This window comes from Marinobacter sp. G5_S1_61_S3 (assembly GCF_054968585.1).
Window position 1 is genome coordinate 24289 of sequence record NZ_JBQKUK010000024.1, and the last position, 24338, is coordinate 48626.

The following is a 24338-nucleotide window of genomic DNA, read 5'->3' on the forward strand; positions in this document are numbered from 1 at the left end:
TTTAAGGAGCGCAAGTTTGGACCTTCAACTTTCCAGCCGAGTACAGGCAATCAAGCCCTCTCCCACCCTCGCAGTCACCAACAAGGCAGCGGAACTACGCGCTGCTGGCCAGGACATTATTGGCCTGGGTGCCGGCGAGCCGGACTTCGATACCCCGGATCACATCAAACAGGCGGCCATCGAAGCCATCAACAACGGCCAGACCAAGTACACCGCCGTGGATGGTACGCCCGCACTGAAAAAGGCGATCATTGCGAAGTTCAAACGGGACAACGGCCTGGAATACGAAGCCAACCAGATCCTGGTAAGTGGTGGTGGCAAGCAGAGCTTTTTCAACCTCGCGCTGGCCACACTGAACAAGGGCGACGAAGCCATTATTCCTGCGCCGTACTGGGTATCTTACCCGGACATGGTGCTGGTGGCTGAAGGCAAGCCGGTGATCATCGAAACCGGCGCCGATACCCGCTTCAAGATCACCCCGGAGCAGTTGGAAAGCGCCATCACCGATCGTACCCGCCTGTTCGTGATCAACAGCCCGTCCAACCCCAGTGGCATGGCTTACAGCCTGGACGAGCTGAAGGCGATTGGCGAGGTGTTGAAGAAGCATCCGCAGATCATGATCGCCACCGACGACATGTATGAGCCGATCCTGTGGACCGGCCAGCCGTTCTGCAACATCCTGAACGCCACACCGGAGCTGTATGATCGCACTTTCGTGCTCAACGGTGTGTCCAAGGCCTACTCCATGACCGGCTGGCGTATCGGCTACGCAGCAGGCCCGGCAAAAATCATCGGCGCAATGAAGAAGATTCAGTCCCAAAGCACGTCCAACCCGGCCTCGATCTCCCAGGCGGCTGCAGCCGCAGCTCTGGATGGCCCTCAGGACTGTGTGCAGGAAATGGTCACCGCCTTCAAGGAACGTCATGACTACCTGGTGGAAGCCCTGAACGCCCTGCCCGGTGTTGAATGCCTGCACGGTGACGGGACTTTCTATGTGTTCCCGAGTTTCCAGGCAGCCATTGACGCCGATTCTGACGTCAGCAATGATGTGGAGTTTGCCGAGAAGCTGTTGAAGGAAGCCGGCGTGGCCCTGGTGCCAGGCTCCGCTTTCGGTGCGCCGGGCCATATGCGCCTGAGCTTCGCCACCAGCCTTGATACGCTGAAGCAAGCCATTGAGCGTTTGCAGAAAGCGCTGGGCTAAAAATCCTGGCAAGGGGTTGACGAGGCGTTGGGGTAACCTTAATATACGCGCCTCGTCACATGACGACGTTCCCCGATAGCTCAGTTGGTAGAGCAACGGACTGTTAATCCGTTTGTCGCTGGTTCGAGCCCAGCTCGGGGAGCCACTATTCCGAAAAGCCGCTAGTCCTCTGGATTAGCGGCTTTTTTGTTTTCGGTACTTTGAAGCTGTCCTTGGGCCCTAGCCTGTCTGTAACGGTGCCACGGCAAGGTAGGGATTCCTTCCCAAAAAAACGCTACAAGCACGTCCGTGTGCGCTTGGGCTCCGCCATCCATGGCTCCGCACATTTTTTGGGAAGGAATCCCTACCTCGCCTGATTGAGCCTTTAAGTTATTAGAAAAGCCGAATCCAGCTTTCGCGGCGATATCTGAAAACTTTGAACCGGTGCGGTGGGGCCTTCCTCTCGAAAATGTGCGGAGCCATGGATGGCGGAGCCCAAGCGCACATGGATGTGCTCGTAGCGGTTTTCGAGAGGGAGGCCCCACCGCACCGAAGCACCACACCATCAGGCTAGAACAGGACCAGAGCAGAAACCCAAGTCAGAACCCAGTCACCTCAGAGTGAATAGACTCCAACGCAGCCAGAGGATCAGCAGCCTGGGTAATCGGGCGACCGATGACCAGATAGTCGGAACCAGCTTTGAGGGCATCTGTAGGGGTCATGATGCGTTGCTGGTCACCTCGGTCTGCTGAGAGAGGACGGATGCCCGGGGTGACCAGTTTGAAATCCTTGCCCTGCTCTGCTTTCAATGCCGGAGCCTCCTGTGCGGAGCAGACGACGCCGTCCAGACCGCAGTTGCGGGTCAGGGTTGCCAAGCGGGATACTTGGGCTTCCGGGGAATCCGTGATGCCGATACCGGCAAGATCCTCCGGCCCCATGCTGGTCAGCACGGTAACGGCGATCAGCAACGGCCTGTCTTTGCGAAAGCTTTCCAGACGGTCACGACAGGCGGTCATCATCTTCTCGCCGCCAGAGGCATGTACGTTCACCATCCAGACACCCAGGTCCGCCGCGGCCGCTACCGCAGCGGACGTTGTGTTCGGGATATCGTGGAATTTCAGGTCCAGGAAAACGTCGAAGCCGCGGTTCTGCAGGTCACGAACCAGAGTCGGCCCTGAACGGGTAAACAGCTCCTTGCCGACTTTAAGGCGACATTTCGCGGGGTCCAGTTGATCAACCAGAGCCAACGCGGGCTGATCAGAGGGGAAATCGAGGGCAACGATGATTCGGGGACTATCGGGGGTTTGCACGGTCAGTTTCCTGCAGAATGTCGTGTTTTCGGGTTTATTCAGCTTCCACGCCCTGGATTGGGCGAACGGTTTCCCACTGCTTGCAGCTGGGGCATAGCCAATGCAACTGCTGTCCGGAGAAACCGCAGTTTACACATCGGTATACCGGGCGGTTGGCGAGTATCAGGTGGCCAATGCGGCTGACCAGGCGGCCTTCGTCCGTCGTCATGCCCTTTTCATAGCCCGCCAACTCCACCAGGCGCAGCAAACCGCGGACGCTGGGGCGGACTTCCAGTTCCCGGCGCAGCAACTCGATTGCAGCCATGCGACCGGACGTGCGCTCCACGGATTCAACCAGCGCCAGCAGCAAGCTTGTGCTCGGCCAGGCTTCGTAGAACTTGCCAAGCTTTTTGACCAGACGACCCACATCGCCGTGTTCCCTCTCAAGCTTCATCAGCCTGTCCACCGCCTCGGAGCCAAACTCAGGATTCTGATCGAAGACTTTCAGGCTTTGGCTGGCAGCGTCCCGGTAGCTACCCTGGCGAATGAGCAACTTCATCATGATAAACGTGGCCCGGACACAGGAACGATCGTACTCCAGCGCTTCCTTGGATAGCTTTTGTGCCATCCAGCGGTCGTCGTGCTTGAGGGCATTCTCAGCCTGCTCGCAGGTTATATAGGCCAGCATTTTGTACATGCGTGCATCGTGGTCGCCGGTCGTCAATGTACGGGCGACCTGCCCTGCCTTACCCCATTCCTTTTCCTGCTGATACAGCTCAATCAGTTGTAATGAAGACTTACGGCCGTATTCCCTGTCGCCCATCAGTTGATGAAGCAATGCTTCTGCTCTGTCCAGAAGGCCTGCGTTCAGGTAGTCAATGGCCAGCTCGTAGGTGACCTGTTGAGAGTATCGCGGGGGCAGCTCCGGACGGGCGAGGAGGTTCTGGTGAATCAGGATGGCACGATCGGTCTCGCCCTTGTGGCGAAAATGGGCGCCGATGGATAGGTGCAGGCCCACCGTTTCCTTGTTCACAGCCAGGGACTGAACGAAGTTCTCAACCGCCTGATCGGAATAGTTGGTGAACAGGAATTGCAGACGATCCTTGACGGATTCCTCATCGGAGATGGGCGTTTTGGAGCGTTCCCTGGTACTGCCCATCCGCCCGACAAACCAGCCGGCGGCCACCGCAACCGTTAACAGCAGCCATTGAAGCACTATATCCATTAAAGCGTCCGGTCGTTCTGGGCCCTGGATTTCTCCAATGCCTGCTCGGTACGAGCAAGTCGTTTTTCGAGGTTACGGCGGGAAACCGATGTGCGAACGGTTGCGAGCATGGTAATCAGAACTCCGATCAAAGCGCCGATCACAAAAGACAGGATAATCCAGACGGCAACACCGTGAGGCTGAGTCTCAAAGAGCAGAAAATTGAGGGAGACTGCCATCTGATTATTCAGGGAGAAAACAAGTGCTACCAGAACCAGAACCAATACCAGCAGAATGAGAAGGACCTTCTGAAATCCGGCCATAGTCGCAATGCTCCACACGGACCTGGTTGTTTATCTCAGGACCTGGTTAACGTCTTTCCCCAAGAGGGTAATCAGAAGCCCTTTTTAAGGCTATCGTTTACCTGCTCCCGCAACTCCTTGCCTGGCTTGAAGTGCGGAACAAATTTGGCAGGTAATTGCACGGCTTCCCCGGTTTTCGGATTACGCCCGGTTCTGGCTGCGCGATGGTGCAATGAGAAACTACCAAAACCCCGGATCTCGATTCGCTGGCCATCCGCCAGTGATTGGGACATGTGTTCGATAATCGTTTTCACAGCCAGTTCCACATCCTTCACTGAAAGCTGCGTCTGCTTGGACGCAATCAGCTCTACCAGTTCAGATTTCGTCATTGGGCTCATCCCTCTTTACATTATTATCGGATAGCCGGTTACCAGCTCCTTGCCTCTAGTTTAGCCAAACCAGAAAAAAACACAAAAAAAACGGGCTCTTAGAGCCCGTTTTTTTCATACCAACCGGAAATGTTATTCCTTGTTGGCGTTTTGCTGCTGCATCTGCTCTTTGATGAGATCACCGATGGTGGTCGCACCAGAGGAAGATTCGGCCGCTTTGGCGCGAACACCTTCCAGCGCCTGCTTGTCGTCTTCAACGTCCTTGGACTTCACAGACAGGTTGATGACGCGGTTCTTGCGGTCGATGCTGATGATCTTCGCTTCAACTTCGTCGCCTTCGTTCAGCGCGTTGCGTGCATCTTCAACACGGTCACGGCTGATTTCAGAGGCTTTCAGGACCGCTTCAACTTCGTCGTTCAGAGTAATGGTAGCGGCTTTTGCATCAACCGCAGATACCGTGCCCTTAACGATGGAGCCCTTGTCGTTCAGCTGTACAAACTCGGCGAACGGATCGCTTTCCAGCTGCTTGATGCCCAGGGAGATGCGCTCACGCTCGGGATCAACAGACAGGATGACGGTTTCAACTTCGTCGCCCTTCTTGTATTCACGAACGGCTTCTTCGCCAGTCTCGTTCCAGCTGATGTCAGACAGGTGAACCAGACCATCGATACCGCCGTCCAGGCCGATGAAGATACCGAAGTCAGTGATTGACTTGATCTTGCCGGAGATACGGTCGCCTTTGTTGAACTTGCTGGAGAAATCTTCCCACGGGTTAGCAACACATTGCTTGATACCCAGAGAAATACGACGACGCTCTTCGTCGATATCCAGAATCATCACGCCCACTTCGTCGCCTACCTGAACGACTTTGGAGGGATGAATGTTCTTGTTGGTCCAGTCCATTTCGGACACGTGAACCAGGCCTTCAACGCCTTCTTCCAGCTCAGCGAAGCAGCCGTAGTCGGTCAGGTTGGTTACACGTGCAGTAACCTTGGTACCTTCCGGATAACGACCCTTGATATCCACCCAGGGATCTTCGCCCAACTGCTTCAGACCCAGTGATACGCGGTTGCGCTCACGATCAAACTTCAGAACCTTGACGTTGATCTCGTCGCCGACATTGACGATTTCGCTCGGATGCTTGATGCGCTTCCAAGCCATATCGGTGATGTGCAGCAGGCCGTCAACACCGCCCAGATCTACGAATGCGCCGTAGTCGGTCAGGTTCTTGACGATACCCTTGATTTCCAGACCTTCAGTCAGGGTTTCGAGCAGAGCTTCACGCTCGGCACTGTTTTCAGCTTCCAGAACGGCGCGGCGGGAAACAACCACGTTGTTACGCTTCTGGTCGAGCTTGATAACCTTGAATTCGAGTTCCTTGTTCTCCAGGTGCGCGGTATCGCGAACCGGACGAACATCTACCAGTGAGCCTGGCAGGAAGGCACGGATGCCGGCCAGATCCACGGTGAAGCCACCCTTGACCTTGCCATTGATAACACCCTTAACCACTTCTTCAGCTTCGAAGGACTTCTCGAGCACCTTCCAGGCTTCTGCGCGCTTGGCTTTTTCACGGGACAGACGGGTTTCACCGAAGCCGTCTTCCACAGCGTCGAGAGCTACGTCAACAACGTCGCCGATAGCAACTTCCAACTCGCCTTTTTCATTGAGGAACTGGGAGGCGGGGATAACACCTTCGGACTTCAGTCCGGCGTTAACGGTGACCCAGTCGTTATCGACGTCTACAACGGTTCCCTGGACGATGGAACCTGGTTGCATGTCAATTTCTTTTAGGCTTTCTTCAAAAAGATCCGCAAAGCTCTCGCTCATTATGTGTCCTATGTGATCAACGCAAGTTTACTCCGTGCTACCAGCAACACGGTCTGTTAGTTTCAATCCGGATCCAGCCAGTGGCTGGCCGATAACGCCGAATCCGGAATTTCAACAACAAAAAGGTGTAGTCAGGCCTGGCCTGCTGCGGCCATAACCCTGACTAGCACCTCTTCTATACTCAACCCCGTCGAATCAATGACTTGCGCATCGTCTGCAGGCTTGAGCGGGGCGGCGGCGCGGTTCATATCCCGCTCATCGCGCACCCGTATCTCCTTTAAAAGGGCGTCAATATTAACATCGACCCCGGCGTCCTTCAACTGGCTGTAGCGTCTTTGCGCACGCTCTTCGGCACTGGCTGTCAGGAAGATCTTCACCGGCGCATCCGGAAACACCACCGTTCCCATGTCACGGCCGTCCGCAACCAGCCCGGGAGGCTTCTGGAAATCGCGCTGGCGCTGCAACAGCGCGTCGCGCACCGGCTGCATGACAGCCACTTTCGATGCATTATCGCCACAGGTCTCTGTACGTATATTTGCGGTGACGTCAACACCAGCCATCAGCACCTTTGCCGGCTCACCTGGAGGCGTTGGCTCAAACGCCACATCGAGGTTGGCGGCGACGTTTACCAGGGACGGCTCGTCATCCAGGGACACGCCCTGTCGCTCTGCCGCCAGCGCGGTGAGGCGATAAAGCGCACCGCTATCCAGCAGGTGCCACCCCAGCCGGCGGGCGAGCATCTGGGTAATGGTGCCCTTACCGGAGCCGCCAGGGCCATCCACGGTAATAACCGGAGCCTTGCCTTCAGCCATTATTCAGCCCCTTCGGCGGCAATATTGATGCCTGTCTGCTTCGCCAGCTCCACAAAGCCCGGAAATGAGGTGGACACATTGGCACAATCGGTGACCTCGATATCCCCTTCTGCCCGCAGGGAGGCGACGGAGAACGCCATGGCAATACGGTGGTCCCCGTGGCTGTTCACGGTTCCGGCGGTCATCGTCTGCCCACCATCAATGATAATACCGTCTGGAGTCACGGTGGTTTCCACTCCGAGCGCGGTCAAGCCGTCAGCCATCACCTGAATGCGATCACTTTCCTTGACGCGGAGCTCCTCGGCGCCGCGCAGAACAGTTCTACCCTCGGCGCAGACTGCGGCAATGAACAGCACGGGGAATTCATCGATTGCCAGCGGAACCTGATCCTCGGGGATGTCGATACCCTTGAGTTCGGCGGAACGGACGCGAAGATCAGCGACCGGCTCCCCACCAATCACGCGCTCTTCGAGGACCTCTATATTGGCCCCCATCATGCGCAGAATATTAATCACCCCAACCCTCGTCGGGTTCATGCCAACGTGGCGGATGGTCAAGTCGGAATCCGGGGCGATACTCGCCGCAACGAGGAAAAACGCTGACGAAGAGATATCCGCAGGTACGTCTATGGCGGTGGCGGTCAACGAGCCGCCACCGGTCACACTGGCCGTCGCGGTATCTCGATGCACGTGATAACCAAAGCCTTCCAACATGCGTTCAGTGTGATCCCGGGTAGGAGCTGGCTCGGTAACGGAGGTTACGCCCTCGGCATAGAGACCGGCGAGTAGCAGGCAGGATTTCACCTGGGCGCTGGCCACCGGCATTTCATAATGGATACCGGTTAGCGCGTGCCCACCTCGGATTTTCAAAGGCGGCCGCCCGCCCTCGGCGGTATCAATCACCGCACCCATGGCTCTCAAAGGATCCGCCACACGCCCCATTGGACGCTTGGACAGACTTTCATCACCGGTGAGTTCGGAGTCAAACGGTTGCGCCGCCAGCAAACCGGAAAACAGGCGCATGGCGGTACCTGAATTACCCAGGTACAAAGGGCCGCGCGGCGCTTGGAGCCCGTTGATACCAACGCCGTGAATGCGCACAAAGCCTTCGTCCGGCCCTTCAATGGTCACGCCCATATCGCGGAACGCCTGCAGGGTCGCCAGGCTATCCTCTCCTTCGAGGAAGCCCTTCACCTCCGTGATACCGTCGGCAAGGGCGCCCAGCATGATGGATCGATGGGAAATGGACTTATCGCCCGGCACGCGTATCTCGCCGGAAATCCGGCCGCCAGGTTGAAGACGGAACGTTACCTGTTTCTGACTGTTTTTTGTCACGTAAGCCTGTCCTGAAAGCATCTTTGAAAAATGTTCCCGCGCCGCCTTGGCGCGACTGAAAACCCGCAACAGAGTTGCACTGTCCTGATCGGCGATGGCGGTACGAAGCTGATCCAGATCGTGGGTAAAATGATCAATTACCCGCAACACCGCATCCCGGTTTGAGAGAAAAATATCGTGCCACATCACCGGGTCGCTCGCTGCTATTCGAGTGAAGTCCCGGAAGCCGCCGGCTGCGTAGCGGAAAATATCCAGATTCTCGTCCTCGCCCGCCAGGGTATCCACTAGCGAGAAAGCAATAAGATGAGGAAGATGACTGGTGGCGGCCAACACCTCGTCGTGATAGGCCACCGACATGGTCAGAACCGTTGCACCACAGCCTTCCCACAATGCCCTGAGCTTCTCCAGGTCGGGCTGACCAACATTCTCCGCCGGCGTGAGTATAACCTTGTGATTGGCAAACAAGTCGGGGTTGGCCGCGCGAATGCCGCTTTTTTCGGAACCGGCGATGGGATGACCTGGTATCACTTTCGCGGGTAGATCGCCAAACACCTCTCGCACATCGTTAACAAAACTGGTCTTGGTGCTGCCGACGTCCGTTAACACGGCGTTTTCGCCAAGATGGGGTTTGATTTCCGCCAGCACTGCCCGAGTTGCCCTGACCGGCACCGCCAGCACTACAAGATCGCTGCCGGCCACTGCCTCTGCAACCGAACCGGCAGCTTCATCAATAATGCCCAACTCGGTGCCAAGCGCCAATTCGTCCGCGCGCTTGTCAGCACCCACAACGGTAACCGCGAGGCCATTGTCGCGGATCGCCCTGGCCAGAGAACCACCGATCAGGCCAAGGCCAATGACAGCAACACGCTGAAACAGTGGCTGAACCTCGCGCACGTTACTCTCCCCATCCTGCGGACGTATCCAGTGCATGGGCCAAAGCCTCGATAAACCGCGCATTTTCTTCGGGCAAGCCGACCGACACCCGCAGGTGCCTGGGCAGGCCGTAGCCACCAATCGGCCTGACAATCACGCCCTGCTCCAGTAACGACTGATTAATGCCAGCCGCCTGATCGCCCACATCCACGGCAATAAAATTGCCGGCAGACGGAATGTATTTGAGCCCTATTTCGTTAAATGCAGACTCAAGCTGTTTCATCCCGGCTGCATTCACTTCACACGAGCGCCGCAGGTAGTCTTCATCGCTCAACACAGCCGTCGCGGCCACCAAGGCCATAGAATCTACATTAAAAGGCTGACGTACTCGGTTGAGAATATTGGCAATCTCCGGAGAACTTACGCTGTAGCCAGCCCGCAGCGATGCCAGCCCCCAAGCCTTGGAGAACGTCCTGGTAACGATCAGGTTCGGGTAGCGCTTGAGCAACGACAGGCCATCCACATAGCCCTCCCCCTGCAGGTATTCGCAGTAGGCTTCATCCAGAACCACCACAACCCTGGAGGGAATACGGGCCAGGAACGACTCGATCGCCTCGGCACCATGAACCGTGCCCGTGGGGTTGTTGGGGTTGGCCACAAACACCAGCGCGGTGCGATCTGTTATCGCTTCCACCATGGCATCAAGGTCGTGGCCGTAGTCCCTGGCAGGTACCGACACGCCTTTGGCACCGATCGCCTGGGTAACAAGCGGGTATACCGCAAAGGCGTACTGGGAGAACACCACTTCCGAGGAAGCATCTGCAAAGCACCGAGTGATCACTTCCAGCACATCGTTGGAACCGTTGCCAAGGGTAATCTGCGAGGGCGCCACGCCGTACCGGGCAGACAACGCCTGCTTAAGATCAAACCCATTGCCATCAGGATAGCGGCAAAGCTCGCCCAGAGCGCCCTTCACCGCCGCCAGCGCCTTTGGGCTGGGCCCAAGAGGGTTTTCGTTGCTGGCCAACTTGATGATATTTTCAGGCTTCAGGCCCAGCTCCCTGGCCAGTTCATCAATCGGCTTGCCCGGCTGGTAGGGGGATAGCGCCTGCACGCCTTTGACCGCCAGACTTTGGTAATCAATCGACATTTCGACCTTCCTCAGCCATTTGCGTTTCTGTCACAGAACCCCAATGGGATAGGACCCCAGGCGCTTCAGTTCGACCGCCTCTTCATCGATTTCTGACAGCACCTTGCTGACCTGTGCATCGTCCACATGGCCTTCAAAATCGATGTAGAACACGTAGGCCCAGGTACCGCTGGGCGATGGGCGGGTTTCGATACGGGTCAGGCTCAGACCGTGTTTGTGGAACGGCTCCAGCAATTGATACAAAGCGCCAGGCTTATTCCGCATGGACACCAGAATGGACGATTTATCGTTGCCACTCGCCGGCACTTCCTCGCGGCCGATGATCAGGAACCGGGTGGTGTTGTCCGGTCGGTCTTCGATGCTGGCCGCCAGCATCTCCAGACCATAGAGTTCTGCCGCCATGTCCCCTGCGATCGCGGCCGTGCCCGGCTCTTCCGCTGCCCGCCTTGCGGCTTCAGCATTACTACTGACCGTGACCCGCTCGATACCATAGCGGTGGGTATCCAGCCACTGCCGGCATTGAGCGAATGACTGTTGATGGGAATAGATGCGAACAATGTCCTGCCCTTGGTGCTTTGGCGATACCATCAGGTGGTGATGGATCCGCAACTGGACTTCGCCGCAGATCTTCAGTGGCGAGGACATAAACATGTCAAGGGTATGGTTGATCATGCCTTCCGTGGAGTTTTCCACTGGGACCACGCCATAGTGGGCCGCGCCGGATTCCACTTCACGGAACACCGCATCGATGGCGGGCAAAGGCACGCTGACCACAGAGTGTCCGAAGTGCTTTAGCGCCGCTGCCTGGGTAAAAGTACCAATCGGCCCGAGGAAAGCGATGTGCATCGGTTTTTCCAGCGCCAGGCAAGCGGACATGATCTCCCGAAACAATCGAGCCATTTCCTCGCCGGACAACGGGCCAGGGTTGCGCTCCTTTATACGGCGCAATACCTGGGCTTCGCGTTCCGGACGGTAGAAGAATACATCCTCATCCGGGTTGGCTTCCATTTTCACGCGAGCCACTTCCTGGGCACATTCCGCGCGCTTGCTGATCAGGTCCATGATCTCCTGATCCAAGCGATCGATATCGTTCCTCAACTGCCCGAGACGGGCCTGCTCATCACTCATGATCAGCCCCACTCCTTCGCAAACACGGTCATGTAGTCAATCAACGCATCGACACCGGCTTCTGGCATGGCGTTGTAGACACTGGCCCGCATGCCACCTACGGAACGGTGGCCCTTGAGATTCAACAATCCCCTCTCGTTCGCGCCTTTCAGGAAGGCGCTATTGAGCGCGTCGTCCGCCAGGGTGAATGGTATATTCATCCACGAGCGGAAGCGCGGTGTGATCGGGTTAGCGTAGAAATCGTTCTCATCAATAAAACCGTAAAGTTTACTGGCCTTACGACGATTGACCTCGCCCATGGCTGCAACACCGCCCTGCTCTTTCAGCCATTTGAACACCAGGCCTGCCAGATACCAGGAGTACGTGGCGGGCGTGTTGTACATGGAGTCATTATCTGCAATCACCTGATAGTTCATCATCGTCGGCGTGACCTTGAGCGCCTTGCCCAGCAGATCCTTGCGGATGATGACGACCACCAGGCCGGATGGACCGATGTTCTTCTGCGCGCCGGCATAGATCAGGCCGAACTTCGAGACATCCAGTGGGCGTGACAGCATGGTGGACGACATATCCGCCACCAACGGCACAGAACCGCTCTCCGGCACAAAATCGAACTCCAACCCACCAATGGTTTCATTGGGCGTGTAATGCAGGTAAGCCGCGTTGGCATCCGTAGCCCAGGCTTCCTGATCGGGAATGCTGGCAAAGCCATTCGATTCGCTGCTTGCCACAACATTGACCTTGCCATAACGGCTGGCCTCGGCGATGGCTTTCTTCGACCAGATACCCGTGTTCACGTAGTCCGCAGACGCCTTGTCGCCAAGCAGGTTCAAGGGAATGGTCGAGAACTGGCTGGAAGCACCACCCTGCATGAAGAGTACGGCGTAATCATCTGAAACGCCGGCCAATTCCCGAAGGTCTTTCTCGGCTGTTTCGGCGATTTCCACGAACTCGTCACTGCGATGGCTCATTTCCATCACGGACATGCCGGTGCCGCGCCAGTCCAGCATCTCTTCCCGTGCCTGCTGCAAAACGGGCTCCGGCAAGGTTGCCGGGCCTGCACAAAAATTATACGCCCTGCTCATGATCCTGTGATCTCTCAAATCCTGCCAATATAGGATGCCGGCTTATTCCTCGCCGGCACTCTCGCCTGCATCACCTGCGTTGTCCGAGCTACCGCCATCCTGTGCAGCAGGCGCTTCTTCACCGTCGACCTCTTCGGCATCGGTTTCGGCAATACGCTCAACACCCACAAGGCGCTCGTCTTCCTGGCTCAGCTTGATCAGGCGAACACCCTGGGTGTTCCGGCTCAGAACCGATACTTCGTCGGTGCGGGTACGCACAAGCGTGCCCTTGTCCGAGATCAGCATCATCTCGTCGCCTTCAAACAGCTGCAACGCCGTGACCAGATTACCGTTACGCTCGGAACACTGCATGGCAATAACGCCCTGGCTGCCCCGGCTGTAGGTCGGAAACTCGTCGAAGGTGGTGCGTTTACCGTAGCCGTTTTCACTCGCCGTCAGCAGAACCGCGTCTTCCTGCGGAATGATCAGCGACACAACGTGATGCCCTTCCGGCATTCTGATGCCACGCACACCTCGGGCCGTACGGCTCATCGGACGTACCGCCTCCTCGTTGAAGCGAACGGCCTTGCCCGCCGAGGAGAACAGCATGACTTCCGCATCGCCCTTGGTGATGGCCGTACCAATCAGGGTGTCACCCTCGTCCAGCGACAGGGCAATCAGGCCATTGCTGCGCGGACGGGAGAAATTTGGCAACGGCGTTTTCTTGACCACACCAGCCGAGGTGGCCATCAGCACGTACTGATCTTCCGGATAGTCACGAACCGGCAGGAAGGTGGTAATACGCTCCCCGTCTTCCAGCGGCAGGATGTTGACCATTGGGCGACCGCGGGATGCGCGGCTTGCCCGGGGAATCTCGAATACCCGCAACCAGTACACCTTGCCCCGGTTGGAGAAGCAGAGAATGGTGTCGTGGGAGTTCGCTACCAACAGTTTCTCGACAAAATCTTCGTCTTTCATCGACGTGGCGGCCTTGCCACGACCACCACGGCGCTGTGCCTGATAGTCTTCGACTGCCTGGGTCTTGGCGTAACCACCGTGGGAGATGGTCACCACCAGGTCTTCTTCGTCGATCAGATCGGCGATGGTCAGGTCCCGTTTGGAGCTGGTGATTTCGGTCAGACGGTTATCGCCAAACTCGCTCACCACAGCTTCCAATTCCTCTCGGATCACCTGCATCAGGCGGTCCGGATCGCCCAGGATTTCCAACAGGTCGGCGATCTTCTCGAGAATGTCCTTGTACTCGTTCTGTAGCTTTTCGGTCTCAAGACCGGTCAGGCGGTGCAGACGCAGGTCCAGGATCGCCTGGGCCTGCTCTGGCGACAGATGGTACAGGCCATTGCGCAGGCCAAAAATCTCCGGCAGGTCGTCAGGGCGGCAGGCATCTTCACCCGCCCGCTCAAGCATCGCCAGAACATCACCCGGCGCCCACCCCTGGGCCATCAGCTTTTCTTTTGCCTCGGCCGCCGCCGGAGACGCCTTGATCAGCGCGATGATTTCATCAATGTTCGCCAATGCGACCGTAAGGCCTTCCAGAATATGGCCACGTTCGCGGGCTTTGCGCAGTTCGTAGATGGTACGGCGGGTAACCACTTCGCGGCGATGCCGGACAAACGCGTCCAGCATTTCCTTGAGGTTCAGGATCTTCGGCTCGCCGTTGATCAGGGCGACCATGTTAATGCCGAAAACGGTCTGAAGCTGGGTATGGGCAAAGAGGTTGTTGACGATAACGTCCGGGTTCTCACCTCGACGCAGCTCAATCACCACCCGGATGCCTTCCTTGTTGGACTCATCCCGCAGCTCGGAAATACCTTCCAGACGCTTCTCTTTAACCAGTTCCGCAATCTTTTCGATCAGCCGTGCCTTGTTCAGCTGGTACGGCAACTCGTTGATGATGATGGCGTCACGGTTGGTCTTCTTGTCGTGCTCAATTTCATGGCGGGCGCGGATATAGATGCGCCCCCGGCCGGTACGGTAGGCTTCCACAATCCCAGCACGACCGTTGATGATGCCCTGGGTGGGGAAGTCCGGCCCCGGGATGTGTTCCATGAGATCGTCAACGGTCATGTCGGGGTTGTCGATCAGAGCGAGACAGCCGTTAACGACTTCCGTCAGATTGTGGGGCGGAATATTGGTGGCCATACCCACGGCAATGCCCGAGGAACCGTTTACCAGCAAGTTGGGAATCCGCGTGGGCAGTACGTCCGGAATCTGTTCGGTGCCATCGTAGTTGGCCACGAAATCCACGGTTTCCTTGTCCAGATCCGCCAGCAGGGAGTGGGCAATCTTCTCCATGCGGATCTCGGTATAACGCATGGCAGCCGCGTTGTCGCCGTCGATGGAGCCAAAGTTACCCTGACCATCCACCAGTGGGTACCGCAGGGAAAACGGCTGGGCCATACGAACAATAGTGTCGTAGACCGCCGAGTCACCGTGGGGGTGGTACTTACCGATGACGTCACCCACTACACGGGCGGATTTCTTGTAGGCCTTATTCCAGTCGTTGTTGAGTTCGGACATGGCGAACAGTACGCGGCGATGCACTGGCTTAAGGCCGTCGCGCACGTCTGGAAGTGCCCGCCCGACGATGACGCTCATGGCGTAATCGAGATAGGACTGTTTGAGCTCGTCTTCAATATTTACCGGCAGGATCTCTTTGGCTAACTCACCCATCGAGAAAGGTTCCTTTGCATTTGCTGGAAGTCGTTTCAGGGCCCTTCACAGCGCCCCATAGTTATTCTTTAACAAGCGGCCAATACTACCACATTCAACCCCTTAGCGGGGGATATGGCAGTGGCCGTCAGTCAAAAACCACAGTCTTGTTTTCGTAGGCGATCACACGGTCTTCAATGTGCGCCCGCAGCCCCCGGGACAGGGCATTCTTCTCCACGTCCTTGCCCAGACGCACCATATCCTCAATGGAGTCGCTATGGCTGATGCGAATTACCTCCTGTTCGATAATGGGGCCTTCGTCCAGATCCTGCGTTACGTAGTGGCAGGTGGCGCCTATCAACTTCACACCCCGGCTGTACGCCTGGTGATATGGCCGAGCGCCGGCAAAGGATGGCAAAAAGCTGTGGTGGATATTGATAACTTTGCCTGCGTACTTTTCACACAGGTCCGCAGGCAGTATCTGCATGTATCGGGCTAGAACAACCACATCAGCGTCGTACCCTTCGATCAAACCATCCACTTCGCCGAAGGCTTCATCGCGATTGTTCTGATTCACCGGAATATAGTGGTAGGGTATTTCATGCCACTCCACCATGCGCCGGAGGTCTTCGTGATTGGAAATAACCGCTACGATCTCAGCGTTGATTTCCCGGCTGTGCCAGCGATGGAGCAGGTCCGCCACGCAGTGGGATTCCTTGCTGCACATCAGGATCACTTTCTTGGGCCGGGCCGAATCAGCAATGTGCCAGTTCATATTGAACTCGCGGGCAATCGGCTCAAAGGCCGTGCGGAACTGGTCCAGGCCAAAGGGGATCGAACTGGCCTTGATTTCATGCCGCATGAAGAACCACCCGGTCTGGGTGTCGGAATGGTGGCTCGCCTCTGTAATCCAGCCATTGTAGGTCGACAGAAAGTTACTGACCTTGGCAACGATCCCCACCCGGTCCGGGCAGGAAATCACAAGACGATAGGTATGCTCCATGGAAGCCTTTCCTTAATCTGATCCGGGATCACGGGCGCGCGACTTCACACCCTCAAAAATGACCGGCTATGATAGCTTATCTGAGCACCAGAAACGAGGCACAGAAACATGGATAGACTCCCCCTACAGGTACGTACCCGAAAAGCCCTCGCGGGCCGCTCACTGGCCGCGAGAATGATGATCACCCTGGCGCTGCCCCTACCTCTACAGCCGGTGACTGCAGAGGCCATTCTAGAGGGAGAACGCCACCACCCGGTGCAAGCCAGTAACGGCATGGTGGCCACCAGCCACACCCTGGCAACGGAAGTCGCATTGAACGTACTGAAGAACGGCGGCAATGCGATGGATGCTGCCGTTACGGCGGGATTCGCGCTGGCGGTCACCCAGCCGCGCTCCGGCAACATCGGCGGTGGCGGATTTATGCTTTTCGCGCCGGGCAACGGCGACGCGGTGGAGGCCATCGACTATCGGGAGAAAGCACCGGCTGCTGCCACCGAAACCATGTTCCAGGACGATGATGGTAACCTGGTCGAGAATCGCAGCCGCTTTACCCACAAAGCATCCGGCGTGCCCGGCACCGTCGCCGGCCTTGCGCTGGCCCTTGAGCGCCACGGTACGCTGTCGCTGGAACAGGCCCTGGCCCCGGCGATCAAACTGGCGCGGGAAGGCTTTATTGTACCCGCACGCTTCACCGAGGGCCTGGAACAGGCGCGGGAACGACTGCAGCGCTGGCCGGCAACTCTCGAAACCTTCTATAAAGAGGACGGCTCTCCGTGGCAGCCAGGCGAGCAATTTCGGCAACCGGAGCTTGCCGACACCCTTCAGCGCATTGCCGATCAAGGCATCGATGGCTTCTATCAGGGCGAAACCGCGCAACTCATCGTCCAGGAAATGGAACGCCACGACGGCCTGATCACCCTTCAGGACCTGAAGAACTACCAGCCCACAATTCGCCAGCCGGTTCATGGCACCTACCGCGGACATGACATCTATTCCATGTCACCGCCCTCCTCTGGTGGCACTCACATTGTGCAGATTTTGAACATTCTTGAAGGCTACCCGCTGGCCGAGTTCGGTCATAACTCCGCCGCCGGTATTCACCACATGGCCGAAGCCATGAAGCTCGCCTACGCTGACCGTGCGGAATACCTTGGAGACACCGACTTCGTGGAGGTACCACTAGAGGGCCTGACGAGCAAGGCCTACGCCGAAGCATTGCGTAAAACCATTGATCCGGCCGAAGCCCGGCCTTCGACCGAGATCAGTGCCGGTAACCCTGAGGCCTATGAAAGCCCGGAAACCACCCACTTCTCCGTTGTCGACCGCTGGGGCAACGCAGTTTCCAATACTTACACCATTAATTTCAGCTACGGGTCCGGCATCACCGTTGACGGGGCGGGGTTCCTTTTGAACAACGAAATGGACGACTTCAGTGCCAAACCCGGCGAACCCAACGCCTATGGACTGATTGGTGGCGAAGCCAATAAGGTGGAACCCGGCAAGCGTATGCTGAGCTCCATGTCGCCGACCATTGTCAGGCGCGATGGTCGCAACTATCTGGTTACGGGAAGCCCCGGCGGGTCCCGAATTATCACGACAACCTTGCAGGTGCTGCTGAATGTGATTGATCATGGCATGAACATTCAGTCTGCGGTGAGTGCCCCAAGGATTCACCACCAATGGTTGCCAGACGAGATCCGCATTGAACAGGGCATCAGCCCGGATACCGTGAGGCTGCTGGAGGAAAAGGGGCACAAGGTGGTGACAAAAAGTGCCATGGGCGCCATCCAGAGCATACTGATCGATACTGAAGGAACCCTCTACGGCGGTGCAGACCCGCGCCGCAGCACATCTTCAGCCATGGGCTATTGAGGGGCACACAGCCCCGGGAGGCATTATGTTTTTATCCGTTCAACTGAGCTGCTACCCACTCACCGATGACTACAAGCCGCCCATTCGTGCCGTTATCGAGCGGCTTGAAAAAACAGGGCTGGAGATCTTTCCGGGCCGCATGAGCACCGAAATGTTCGGTGAGTACGACGAGGTAATGCGCGTGCTCTCAGACACCATGAAATGGTCGTTCGAGGAGTACGGTAAAGCGGTGTTTGTGGCCAAGATCATGGAAGGTGATCGCCGGCCACGCTAGGGCGCTTTTGAGCCAGGCCCAGACACTCGCTCTAGTCTGGTGTAACTTTCAAAACACGTCCGTCAGCATTATCCGTTAACAGATAAACCGAACCGTCAGGGCCCGTTACGACGGCCCTGATGCGTTCGCCCAGCTCACCGAACAGGGTTCCCACTTCCGTTGCCTCGCCACCCGCCAACCGGACACGATGCACTTGCCGGGTCACCAGTCCGCCAACCAGCAGATCACCCTGCCACTGAGGAAACAGATCGCCGGTGTAAACGGTCATGCCCGATGGGGCGATGGATGGCGTCCAGTGCAGCAGCGGCGCCTCGACACCCTCACGCTCCTCGAACGGGGTTACCCGCGCACCGGTATAGTCCAGCCCATGGGTGGTGACCGGCCAACCGTAGTTGGCGCCCGGGCGAATGACGTTGATCTCATCACCACCCCGGGGCCCGTGTTCATGAGCAATCAGCCGGCCCTGTTCGCTGTCGTAGGCCAGCCCCTGCACATTGCGATGACCATAGCTGTAGATTTCACCCTGGTAGGTGTCGTGCCCTGCAAAAGGGTTGTCGTCCGGAACGCTGCCATCCGGGTTAAGGCGCACAATACTGCCAATGTGGTTTTGACGGCGCTGGGCCTGCTCGCGGTAGTCGAAACCGTCTCCGAGGGTTAACACCAGCGTATCATCCGGCAGCCATACCATCCGCCCTCCATAATGAGCGCTGCCCTTCTTGGCCGGTTGTACCCGGAATAGTTCGCTCACATTCTCCAGGCCCTGCTCTCCCAGTTGCCCCCTGGCCAGGCAGGTGTGATTGGCATCCATGGTGCCACAGGCATAACTCAGGTAAATCTGTCGGCTCTCCTCGAAGTCCCTGGCGGGAAGCACATCAAACAGCCCTGCCTGGCCGGATGCGAAAACCTCCGGCACACCATCCAGCGGTTCCGGCATCAGGTCGCCGTTAGCCGTCAGCATTCGCAACCGACCCGGCCTTTCAGTAACCAGCATTCGCCCATCGGGCAGGAACGCCATTGACCAGGGGTGTTCGAGGCCACTGGCCACGGTTTCAATCGCATAGCCTGGCACCTCATCCGCTACGGCATCAGATTCAGGCAGAACCGCCCCGGCAACCATCAGAAGCATCGCAACAGGCACTGCCGAGGCATTGCCATTTTTACGGGGCAACCGGGAAACCAGAACGGCAAACAACAAACCAGAGAGAGCAGCCGTTGCCAGCATGGCCAACAGTCCACCCATATCTCGCGTGGCAGCGATCAACGTAGGCATGGGCGCCAATGCATCCACAATCCGCAAGGTCGCCCACAATCCCACAGCCGCGGCAAGCGGGCACAGCCACAAACGGCCTGATTGACCAGCCAGCCGGGCCACAAGAGACGCAGCACCCTGAGAGAACAGGAAACTGAGCCCAAAGAGGATGGCGTACAAAGGGGCAAAGTTCAGAAGATCCTGAACTGTAGTTTGCAAACGGGTCGCCATACTGATTTCAACCCCCAGGCCTTCCAGCGCCTGGAGATTGAACTGGGTTTGCACAAGGCTGCCCAGCACGGAGCCCACGATCAACGCGACGATGAATGCCAGCACCACTCTCCTCCAGCCAACCAATGCTGCCATTACTTCTCTCCGGAAGGCTCCAGCTTGTCCTGAGTGCGCAGTTCGAAGTCACTGGCGTCGTGGCGTTCATGCAACTGCCTGCTCTCCTCGCCCCAGGTGCGGTTTACCATCAATCCACGCTTGACCGCCGGGCGTTCTGCGATCTCATCGGCCCAACGCACCACGTTCTTGTAGGTATGCGCTTCCAGGAATTCCGCCGCTTCATACACCTTGTTTTTCACCAGTGCGCCGTACCAGGGCCAGATCGCCATATCTGCGATGGTGTATTCGTCGCCCGCAATGTAGCGATTGTCGGCCAGTTGCCGATCCAGCACGTCCAACTGGCGCTTCACTTCCATGGTGTAGCGGTTGATCGGGTACTCGTATTTTTCCGGTGCGTAGGCGTAGAAATGGCCAAACCCACCGCCCAGGAACGGCGCACTGCCCATTTGCCAGAACAACCAGTTCATGGTTTCCGTGCGCGCCACAATGTCCATCGGCAGGAACTCGCCAAACTTCTCAGCGAGGTAAAGCAGGATGGAGCCGGATTCAAACACGCGGACGGCCGGCGTGTGGGTGTGGTCCATCATCGCCGGTATCTTGGAATTCGGGTTCGCGTTCACGAAACCACTGCCAAACTGTTCCCCCTCGGTGATGCGGATCAGCCAGGCATCGTATTCCGCTTCCTTGATGCCCTTGGCCAACAGTTCCTCGAACATGATCGTGGCCTTCACGCCATTCGGGGTCGCCAGTGAGTAGACCTGGAACGGGTGCTCCCCTACCGGCAATTCTTTCTCGTGAGTGGGTCCGGCGATGGGGCGATTGATCTGCGAGAAGGCTCCGCCGCTCTCGGCATCCCATTTCCAGACTCTCGGTGGCGTGTAGGTGTCATCGGTCATTCATTCTTCCTCAATTTAGTGGATCTATTGGTAACAAGGCCTCACGCGGCCAGTTCCTGGCGCATCATGTTCAGCAGTCCGCCTTCGATAACCATACGGACCTGGCGCTCGCTAAGTTCATGCGTCAGTTCATAACGTTCGCCGTTCCGGGTATTTTTCGCAACAATCCTGTCCCCGGCTTTTAATGTTTCAACCAGCCCCTCAATCGATAACTCATCGCCCTGCTCGATGCTATCGAAGTTCTCCGGAGTGACAAAGTTCAAAGGCAACACACCAAAACTGGACAGATTCTGCCAGTGTATGCGCGAATAACTCTTGGCAATCACTGCCCGCACGCCCAGATAACGGGGCGCCAGCGCCGCATGTTCACGGCTTGACCCCTGGCCGTAATTGTCACCGCCAACGATCAGAGACCCGGTGTCCTGATACTCTTTTGCCCGTTCCGGATAGGTTGGGTCCAGCCGGGTATAAGTAAACTCGCTGATGGCCGGAATGTTACTGCGAAACGGCAGTATCCGGGAGCCGGCAGGCAGGATGTCGTCGGTGGAAACATCGTCACCAACCTTGAGCAGAACCGGCGCCTTCAACGAGTCAGGCAGTGCCTCAAACGTCGGCAGGGTGCTGATGTTCGGCCCCTTCTCAACCACCGTTAATTCCGGGTGCTTCGCCGGCGGGCGGATATTGCGATCATCCACATAAAAGGTACTGTGCTCGTCGAACACAGGATAGTTCATATCGAGATCACGAGGGTCTGTAATCACGCCGGTCAACGCAGACGCCGTGGCTGTTTCGGGGCTGCAGAGACAGACTTTGTCTTCATCAGTACCCGACCGACCCGCAAAGTTCCGTGGAACGGTGCGCAGGCTGATCTGATCCGTTGCCGGTGCCTGCCCCATGCCAATGCAGCCATTGCAGCCGGTCTGATGCAGGCGCGCCCCAGCGCTGAGCAGATCGGTAAGATGGCCCAGTTCTACCAGGTTTTCCAGAACCTGACGCGAGGTGGGGTTGATATCGAAAGATACTCCCTCGCGAACCTGACGGCCCTTCACCATCATCGCAGGAACTGCGAAATCCCTCAGGCCAGGATTCGCGGAGGACCCAATGTAGGCCTGGTAGATGGGCTCGCCAGCCACTTCCCGCACCGGGAACACCTTCCCTGGACTGCTGGGAAGTGCAATCAACGGCTCCAGCTTGCCCAGATCGATCTCGTCATGCAGATCGTAGGTGGCGCCGCGGTCGGCTTCCAGCCTCTGGAAGTCACCTTCCCGCTGTTGCTGCTTGAGAAAATCCCGCACCGCATCGTCCGCCGGGAACACCGTAGCGGTGTGTCCCATCTCCTGCCCCATGTTCGCGATCACATGGCGGTCCATCGCGGACAGCCCTTTCAGGCCCGGCCCATAGTACTCGATAATGTTCCCGGCACCGCCCTTCACTCCGTGGCGGCGAAGCATTTCCAGGATGACATCCTTGGCACTCACCCAATCCGGCAGTTTCCCGGTCAGCTTCACGCCCATGACCTTTGGCATGTTGAGATAGAACGGCTCTCCACACATGGCCATGGCCACAGCCAGACCGCCAGCCCCCATTGCCAGCATTCCCAGGGAACCGGCAGCGCAGGTATGGCTGTCGGAGCCAAGAAGGGTCTTGCCCGGTTTTCCAAAGCGTTCCATGTGCACTGGATGGCTGACGCCGGACCCGGCCGGGCTGAACCACAGGCCGAACCTCTCGCAGGCACTGCGCAGGAACAGGTGATCATCGGGGTTGCGGTTGTCAGTCTGCAGCAGGTTGTGGTCAACGTACTGCGCGGACAACTCGGTTTTGACCTGGCCGAGCCCCATGGCCTCCAGCTCGAGCATAACCAGTGTACCGGTTGCATCCTGGGTCAGCGTTTGATCGATCTTCAGCCCGATTTCCTCGCCGGCCTTCATCGTTCCCGACACCAGGTGTGACTCGATCAGCTTCGTGGCAACATTGCGCGGTTGATTCTTCGTCTGTTTCGTCATCGGATGACCTCCATGCGAGCCAGATTTCAGACCTTCATACCGTTAACTATAGATCCCGCTGGCCAACCTTGTCGTCAGGACTGGGGGAAACACAGCTCCTTGCTTCGGGACGTCAGGCTGCTCCACTTCGGTTTGCTGGTGTTGCGTACTTTTTTCAGATAGGTGTTCACGTCGCTGAAGTGCTTTTCGGTGGCCCCCATCCCGGTTGCCTCGTCCCGGTGAACACCGGACATAAACATCAATGCCTTATATTCATCACCGCCATCATCAATCGTGCCGCTGAGTAACTTCAGATGTGAGGCGCAAAAGATGTGCAGGTTGCGTTTATCGTAATCGACCTCTTGGGCCCAGGCCCAGCTGTTAAAGCTGAGCGCCACCAGAAAGACAGAGGTGCATAAGGTTGGCTTCATGAGGTTTTACTCCCAAAGCACCAAGCGTTGTTGGTGCGTGAATTACGTGGTCGTCCCGGACGGACTGGGCGTAAACAGCAGCCCAGATGGGACATGTCAGGAATCGGTGCAGCCCTATTGACTGGAAAGGTTAACGCCAATCAACAAGGCTAACCAGTAGATCAGGCAACTGTCTTGCGATTGCGGAATTTCAATGTGGCCAGTGGTAGCAGTAACAACAGCCAACTGGCTGCACCACCGCCACCGCTACTGCCACTGCTACCGTTTGGCGCCACCTCTTGTTCCAGAAACTCCAACTCATTTTCAGCCATGGTCATCAATGCTTCGATTTCATTCAACCGAATCTGTTGCGCCTGGAACAGTCCCTGATCCAGTTGCTCTTTGATTAACACATCGCTATTCGAAATCGCTCTGGCCACATGAGCCAGTCGACGCTTGAGCTCGGCGTTACCCAAGCGCACTTCACCATCCGCAATTTCCGCCCCTATACCCAGAGAAACTCCGCCGTTCAAGTTACCATTCATGGCCAGTACGTTTAGCTGTAAAAACTCACGATACGGCAAGCACTGTGATGGGTCTTCGGCAGGATCACCTTCTGGAATGGTTCCGATAACAGGCTTCGGGTCAGCAAAAGGATCAGAGCAGTCATAGTCAGGTGCACTCCCATCGCTGTAAACCGGGTAATCCACAACGCTCATCTGACTGATGTAAAGCCCGTTATCGCTCCCATTCGAAGACTGATTTGCGTCCAAACGCCAGGATTCGCCGACCTCACCGTCTACATAGGTGCCGTCGAAAGTTTGCCTAACCGGCCCGCCAGCCGTTGCTGTTGAATCGTGCCAGCGTATACGGAGGTTGTTTTCCTTGAGTACCAGAGCGCCATTGGAAAAGTCCTCGCCGTTAACAATACAATCCGTGCCGATGCACAGATTCCCCTGCACGACCGTATCATCCGCCCTAATCTGATCAGCATTAGACGATGAAGCCGCAGCGGCACACACTACAAAAAGACTGTATTTAAACAATTTCATGATTGATGGTTCCCAGCTGAGCAAGTGTTG

At 57.1% G+C, this 24338-nt stretch carries 20 protein-coding genes and 1 tRNA gene; 4 read left to right on the plus strand and 17 right to left on the minus strand.

Features of this window, described 5'->3' with window-relative positions; all coding sequences use genetic code 11:
- The first annotated feature begins 16 nt into the window (after positions 1 to 16).
- Positions 17 to 1201, plus strand: a complete 1185-nt coding sequence (locus tag ACTRWH_RS19140) for an aminotransferase class I/II-fold pyridoxal phosphate-dependent enzyme (RefSeq protein WP_462826743.1) — start codon at positions 17 to 19, stop codon at positions 1199 to 1201.
- Between the two features lie 69 nt (positions 1202 to 1270).
- Positions 1271 to 1346, plus strand: a tRNA-Asn gene (locus ACTRWH_RS19145).
- A gap of 433 nt (positions 1347 to 1779) precedes the next feature.
- On the opposite strand, the gene pyrF is transcribed toward ACTRWH_RS19145, so the two are convergent.
- The 12 genes from pyrF to purU form a co-directional block, all read right to left on the minus strand.
- Positions 1780 to 2490 carry an orotidine-5'-phosphate decarboxylase gene (gene pyrF, locus ACTRWH_RS19150; RefSeq protein ID WP_462826744.1) on the minus strand — a complete coding sequence of 237 codons (711 nt, stop codon included), beginning with the start codon at positions 2488 to 2490 and terminating at the stop codon, positions 1780 to 1782.
- A gap of 34 nt (positions 2491 to 2524) precedes the next feature.
- A complete protein-coding gene (gene lapB, locus ACTRWH_RS19155; protein ID WP_462826745.1) occupies positions 2525 to 3694 on the minus strand; it encodes a lipopolysaccharide assembly protein LapB in 1170 nt (389 codons plus the stop codon).
- A complete protein-coding gene (locus tag ACTRWH_RS19160) occupies positions 3694 to 3996 on the minus strand; it encodes a LapA family protein (protein WP_300496763.1) in 303 nt (100 codons plus the stop codon). Before ACTRWH_RS19160 ends, lapB begins: the two co-directional genes overlap by 1 nt.
- Before the next feature lie 71 nt (positions 3997 to 4067).
- Positions 4068 to 4364, minus strand: a complete 297-nt coding sequence (locus ACTRWH_RS19165) for an integration host factor subunit beta (protein ID WP_007154691.1) — start codon at positions 4362 to 4364, stop codon at positions 4068 to 4070.
- Positions 4365 to 4496: 132 nt separating this feature from the next.
- Positions 4497 to 6191, minus strand: coding sequence for a 30S ribosomal protein S1 (gene rpsA, locus ACTRWH_RS19170; protein WP_007154692.1), 1695 nt, complete (start codon positions 6189 to 6191; stop codon positions 4497 to 4499).
- Between the two features lie 131 nt (positions 6192 to 6322).
- Positions 6323 to 7003, minus strand: coding sequence for a (d)CMP kinase (cmk, locus tag ACTRWH_RS19175; protein ID WP_292046205.1), 681 nt, complete (start codon positions 7001 to 7003; stop codon positions 6323 to 6325).
- A complete protein-coding gene (locus ACTRWH_RS19180) occupies positions 7003 to 9267 on the minus strand; it encodes a bifunctional prephenate dehydrogenase/3-phosphoshikimate 1-carboxyvinyltransferase (RefSeq protein WP_462826746.1) in 2265 nt (754 codons plus the stop codon). Before ACTRWH_RS19180 ends, cmk begins: the two co-directional genes overlap by 1 nt.
- On the minus strand, positions 9233 to 10360 hold the full coding sequence (gene hisC / locus ACTRWH_RS19185; RefSeq protein WP_462826747.1) for a histidinol-phosphate transaminase: 1128 nt from the start codon (positions 10358 to 10360) through the stop codon (positions 9233 to 9235). The genes ACTRWH_RS19180 and hisC overlap by 35 nt, the downstream gene beginning before the upstream one ends.
- A gap of 30 nt (positions 10361 to 10390) precedes the next feature.
- Positions 10391 to 11488, minus strand: coding sequence for a prephenate dehydratase (pheA, locus tag ACTRWH_RS19190; protein WP_462826748.1), 1098 nt, complete (start codon positions 11486 to 11488; stop codon positions 10391 to 10393).
- A 2-nt stretch (positions 11489 to 11490) separates the two neighbouring features.
- On the minus strand, positions 11491 to 12573 hold the full coding sequence (gene serC / locus ACTRWH_RS19195; RefSeq protein WP_462826749.1) for a 3-phosphoserine/phosphohydroxythreonine transaminase: 1083 nt from the start codon (positions 12571 to 12573) through the stop codon (positions 11491 to 11493).
- A 42-nt stretch (positions 12574 to 12615) separates the two neighbouring features.
- Positions 12616 to 15243 (minus strand): DNA gyrase subunit A, encoded by a 2628-nt coding sequence (gyrA, locus tag ACTRWH_RS19200; protein ID WP_292046214.1) that lies wholly within the window; start codon positions 15241 to 15243, stop codon positions 12616 to 12618.
- Positions 15244 to 15370: 127 nt separating this feature from the next.
- On the minus strand, positions 15371 to 16225 hold the full coding sequence (gene purU / locus ACTRWH_RS19205; protein ID WP_300496742.1) for a formyltetrahydrofolate deformylase: 855 nt from the start codon (positions 16223 to 16225) through the stop codon (positions 15371 to 15373).
- Positions 16226 to 16333: 108 nt separating this feature from the next.
- On the opposite strand from purU, the gene ggt reads away from it, so the two are divergent.
- Together ggt and ACTRWH_RS19215 are read left to right on the plus strand one after the other, a co-directional pair.
- Entirely contained in the window at positions 16334 to 18097 is a 1764-nt protein-coding gene (gene ggt / locus ACTRWH_RS19210; RefSeq protein ID WP_462826750.1) for a gamma-glutamyltransferase, read from the plus strand.
- A gap of 25 nt (positions 18098 to 18122) precedes the next feature.
- A complete protein-coding gene (locus tag ACTRWH_RS19215) occupies positions 18123 to 18371 on the plus strand; it encodes a thiamine-binding protein (protein ID WP_036206861.1) in 249 nt (82 codons plus the stop codon).
- Between the two features lie 31 nt (positions 18372 to 18402).
- Here the strand turns inward: ACTRWH_RS19215 and ACTRWH_RS19220 are convergent, their stop codons facing one another.
- The 5 genes from ACTRWH_RS19220 to ACTRWH_RS19240 all read right to left on the minus strand — a co-directional run bounded on the left by ACTRWH_RS19220 (position 18403) and on the right by ACTRWH_RS19240 (position 24332).
- Positions 18403 to 19986, minus strand: coding sequence for a PQQ-dependent sugar dehydrogenase (locus tag ACTRWH_RS19220; RefSeq protein ID WP_228210748.1), 1584 nt, complete (start codon positions 19984 to 19986; stop codon positions 18403 to 18405).
- A complete protein-coding gene (gene yghU, locus ACTRWH_RS19225; RefSeq protein ID WP_228210749.1) occupies positions 19986 to 20864 on the minus strand; it encodes a glutathione-dependent disulfide-bond oxidoreductase in 879 nt (292 codons plus the stop codon). The genes ACTRWH_RS19220 and yghU overlap by 1 nt, the downstream gene beginning before the upstream one ends.
- Before the next feature lie 41 nt (positions 20865 to 20905).
- Positions 20906 to 22867, minus strand: coding sequence for an aconitate hydratase (locus tag ACTRWH_RS19230; protein WP_228210750.1), 1962 nt, complete (start codon positions 22865 to 22867; stop codon positions 20906 to 20908).
- Positions 22868 to 22941: 74 nt separating this feature from the next.
- Positions 22942 to 23277, minus strand: a complete 336-nt coding sequence (locus tag ACTRWH_RS19235; protein WP_085681025.1) for a hypothetical protein — start codon at positions 23275 to 23277, stop codon at positions 22942 to 22944.
- Between the two features lie 161 nt (positions 23278 to 23438).
- Positions 23439 to 24332: a hypothetical protein gene (locus ACTRWH_RS19240; RefSeq protein ID WP_136634091.1), complete on the minus strand. Its 894-nt coding sequence runs from the start codon at positions 24330 to 24332 to the stop codon at positions 23439 to 23441.
- Positions 24333 to 24338: the final 6 nt, after the last annotated feature.

Bases quoted from the DNA above. Each gene is read 5' to 3' on its own strand.
- lapB (WP_462826745.1), bottom strand. From the start codon at position 3,694: ATGGATATAGTGCTTCAATGGCTGCTGTTAACGGTTGCGGTGGCCGCC.
- ggt (WP_462826750.1), top strand. From the start codon at position 16,334: ATGGATAGACTCCCCCTACAGGTACGTACCCGAAAAGCCCTCGCGGGC.
- ACTRWH_RS19230 (WP_228210750.1), bottom strand. From the start codon at position 22,867: ATGACGAAACAGACGAAGAATCAACCGCGCAATGTTGCCACGAAGCTG.
- serC (WP_462826749.1), bottom strand. From the start codon at position 12,573: ATGAGCAGGGCGTATAATTTTTGTGCAGGCCCGGCAACCTTGCCGGAG.
- ACTRWH_RS19165 (WP_007154691.1), bottom strand. From the start codon at position 4,364: ATGACGAAATCTGAACTGGTAGAGCTGATTGCGTCCAAGCAGACGCAG.
- purU (WP_300496742.1), bottom strand. From the start codon at position 16,225: ATGGAGCATACCTATCGTCTTGTGATTTCCTGCCCGGACCGGGTGGGG.
- cmk (WP_292046205.1), bottom strand. From the start codon at position 7,003: ATGGCTGAAGGCAAGGCTCCGGTTATTACCGTGGATGGCCCTGGCGGC.
- gyrA (WP_292046214.1), bottom strand. From the start codon at position 15,243: ATGGGTGAGTTAGCCAAAGAGATCCTGCCGGTAAATATTGAAGACGAG.
- ACTRWH_RS19180 (WP_462826746.1), bottom strand. From the start codon at position 9,267: ATGCACTGGATACGTCCGCAGGATGGGGAGAGTAACGTGCGCGAGGTT.
- ACTRWH_RS19235 (WP_085681025.1), bottom strand. From the start codon at position 23,277: ATGAAGCCAACCTTATGCACCTCTGTCTTTCTGGTGGCGCTCAGCTTT.
- ACTRWH_RS19160 (WP_300496763.1), bottom strand. From the start codon at position 3,996: ATGGCCGGATTTCAGAAGGTCCTTCTCATTCTGCTGGTATTGGTTCTG.
- pheA (WP_462826748.1), bottom strand. From the start codon at position 11,488: ATGAGTGATGAGCAGGCCCGTCTCGGGCAGTTGAGGAACGATATCGAT.
- rpsA (WP_007154692.1), bottom strand. From the start codon at position 6,191: ATGAGCGAGAGCTTTGCGGATCTTTTTGAAGAAAGCCTAAAAGAAATT.
- ACTRWH_RS19220 (WP_228210748.1), bottom strand. From the start codon at position 19,986: ATGGCAGCATTGGTTGGCTGGAGGAGAGTGGTGCTGGCATTCATCGTC.
- yghU (WP_228210749.1), bottom strand. From the start codon at position 20,864: ATGACCGATGACACCTACACGCCACCGAGAGTCTGGAAATGGGATGCC.
- ACTRWH_RS19215 (WP_036206861.1), top strand. From the start codon at position 18,123: ATGTTTTTATCCGTTCAACTGAGCTGCTACCCACTCACCGATGACTAC.
- hisC (WP_462826747.1), bottom strand. From the start codon at position 10,360: ATGTCGATTGATTACCAAAGTCTGGCGGTCAAAGGCGTGCAGGCGCTA.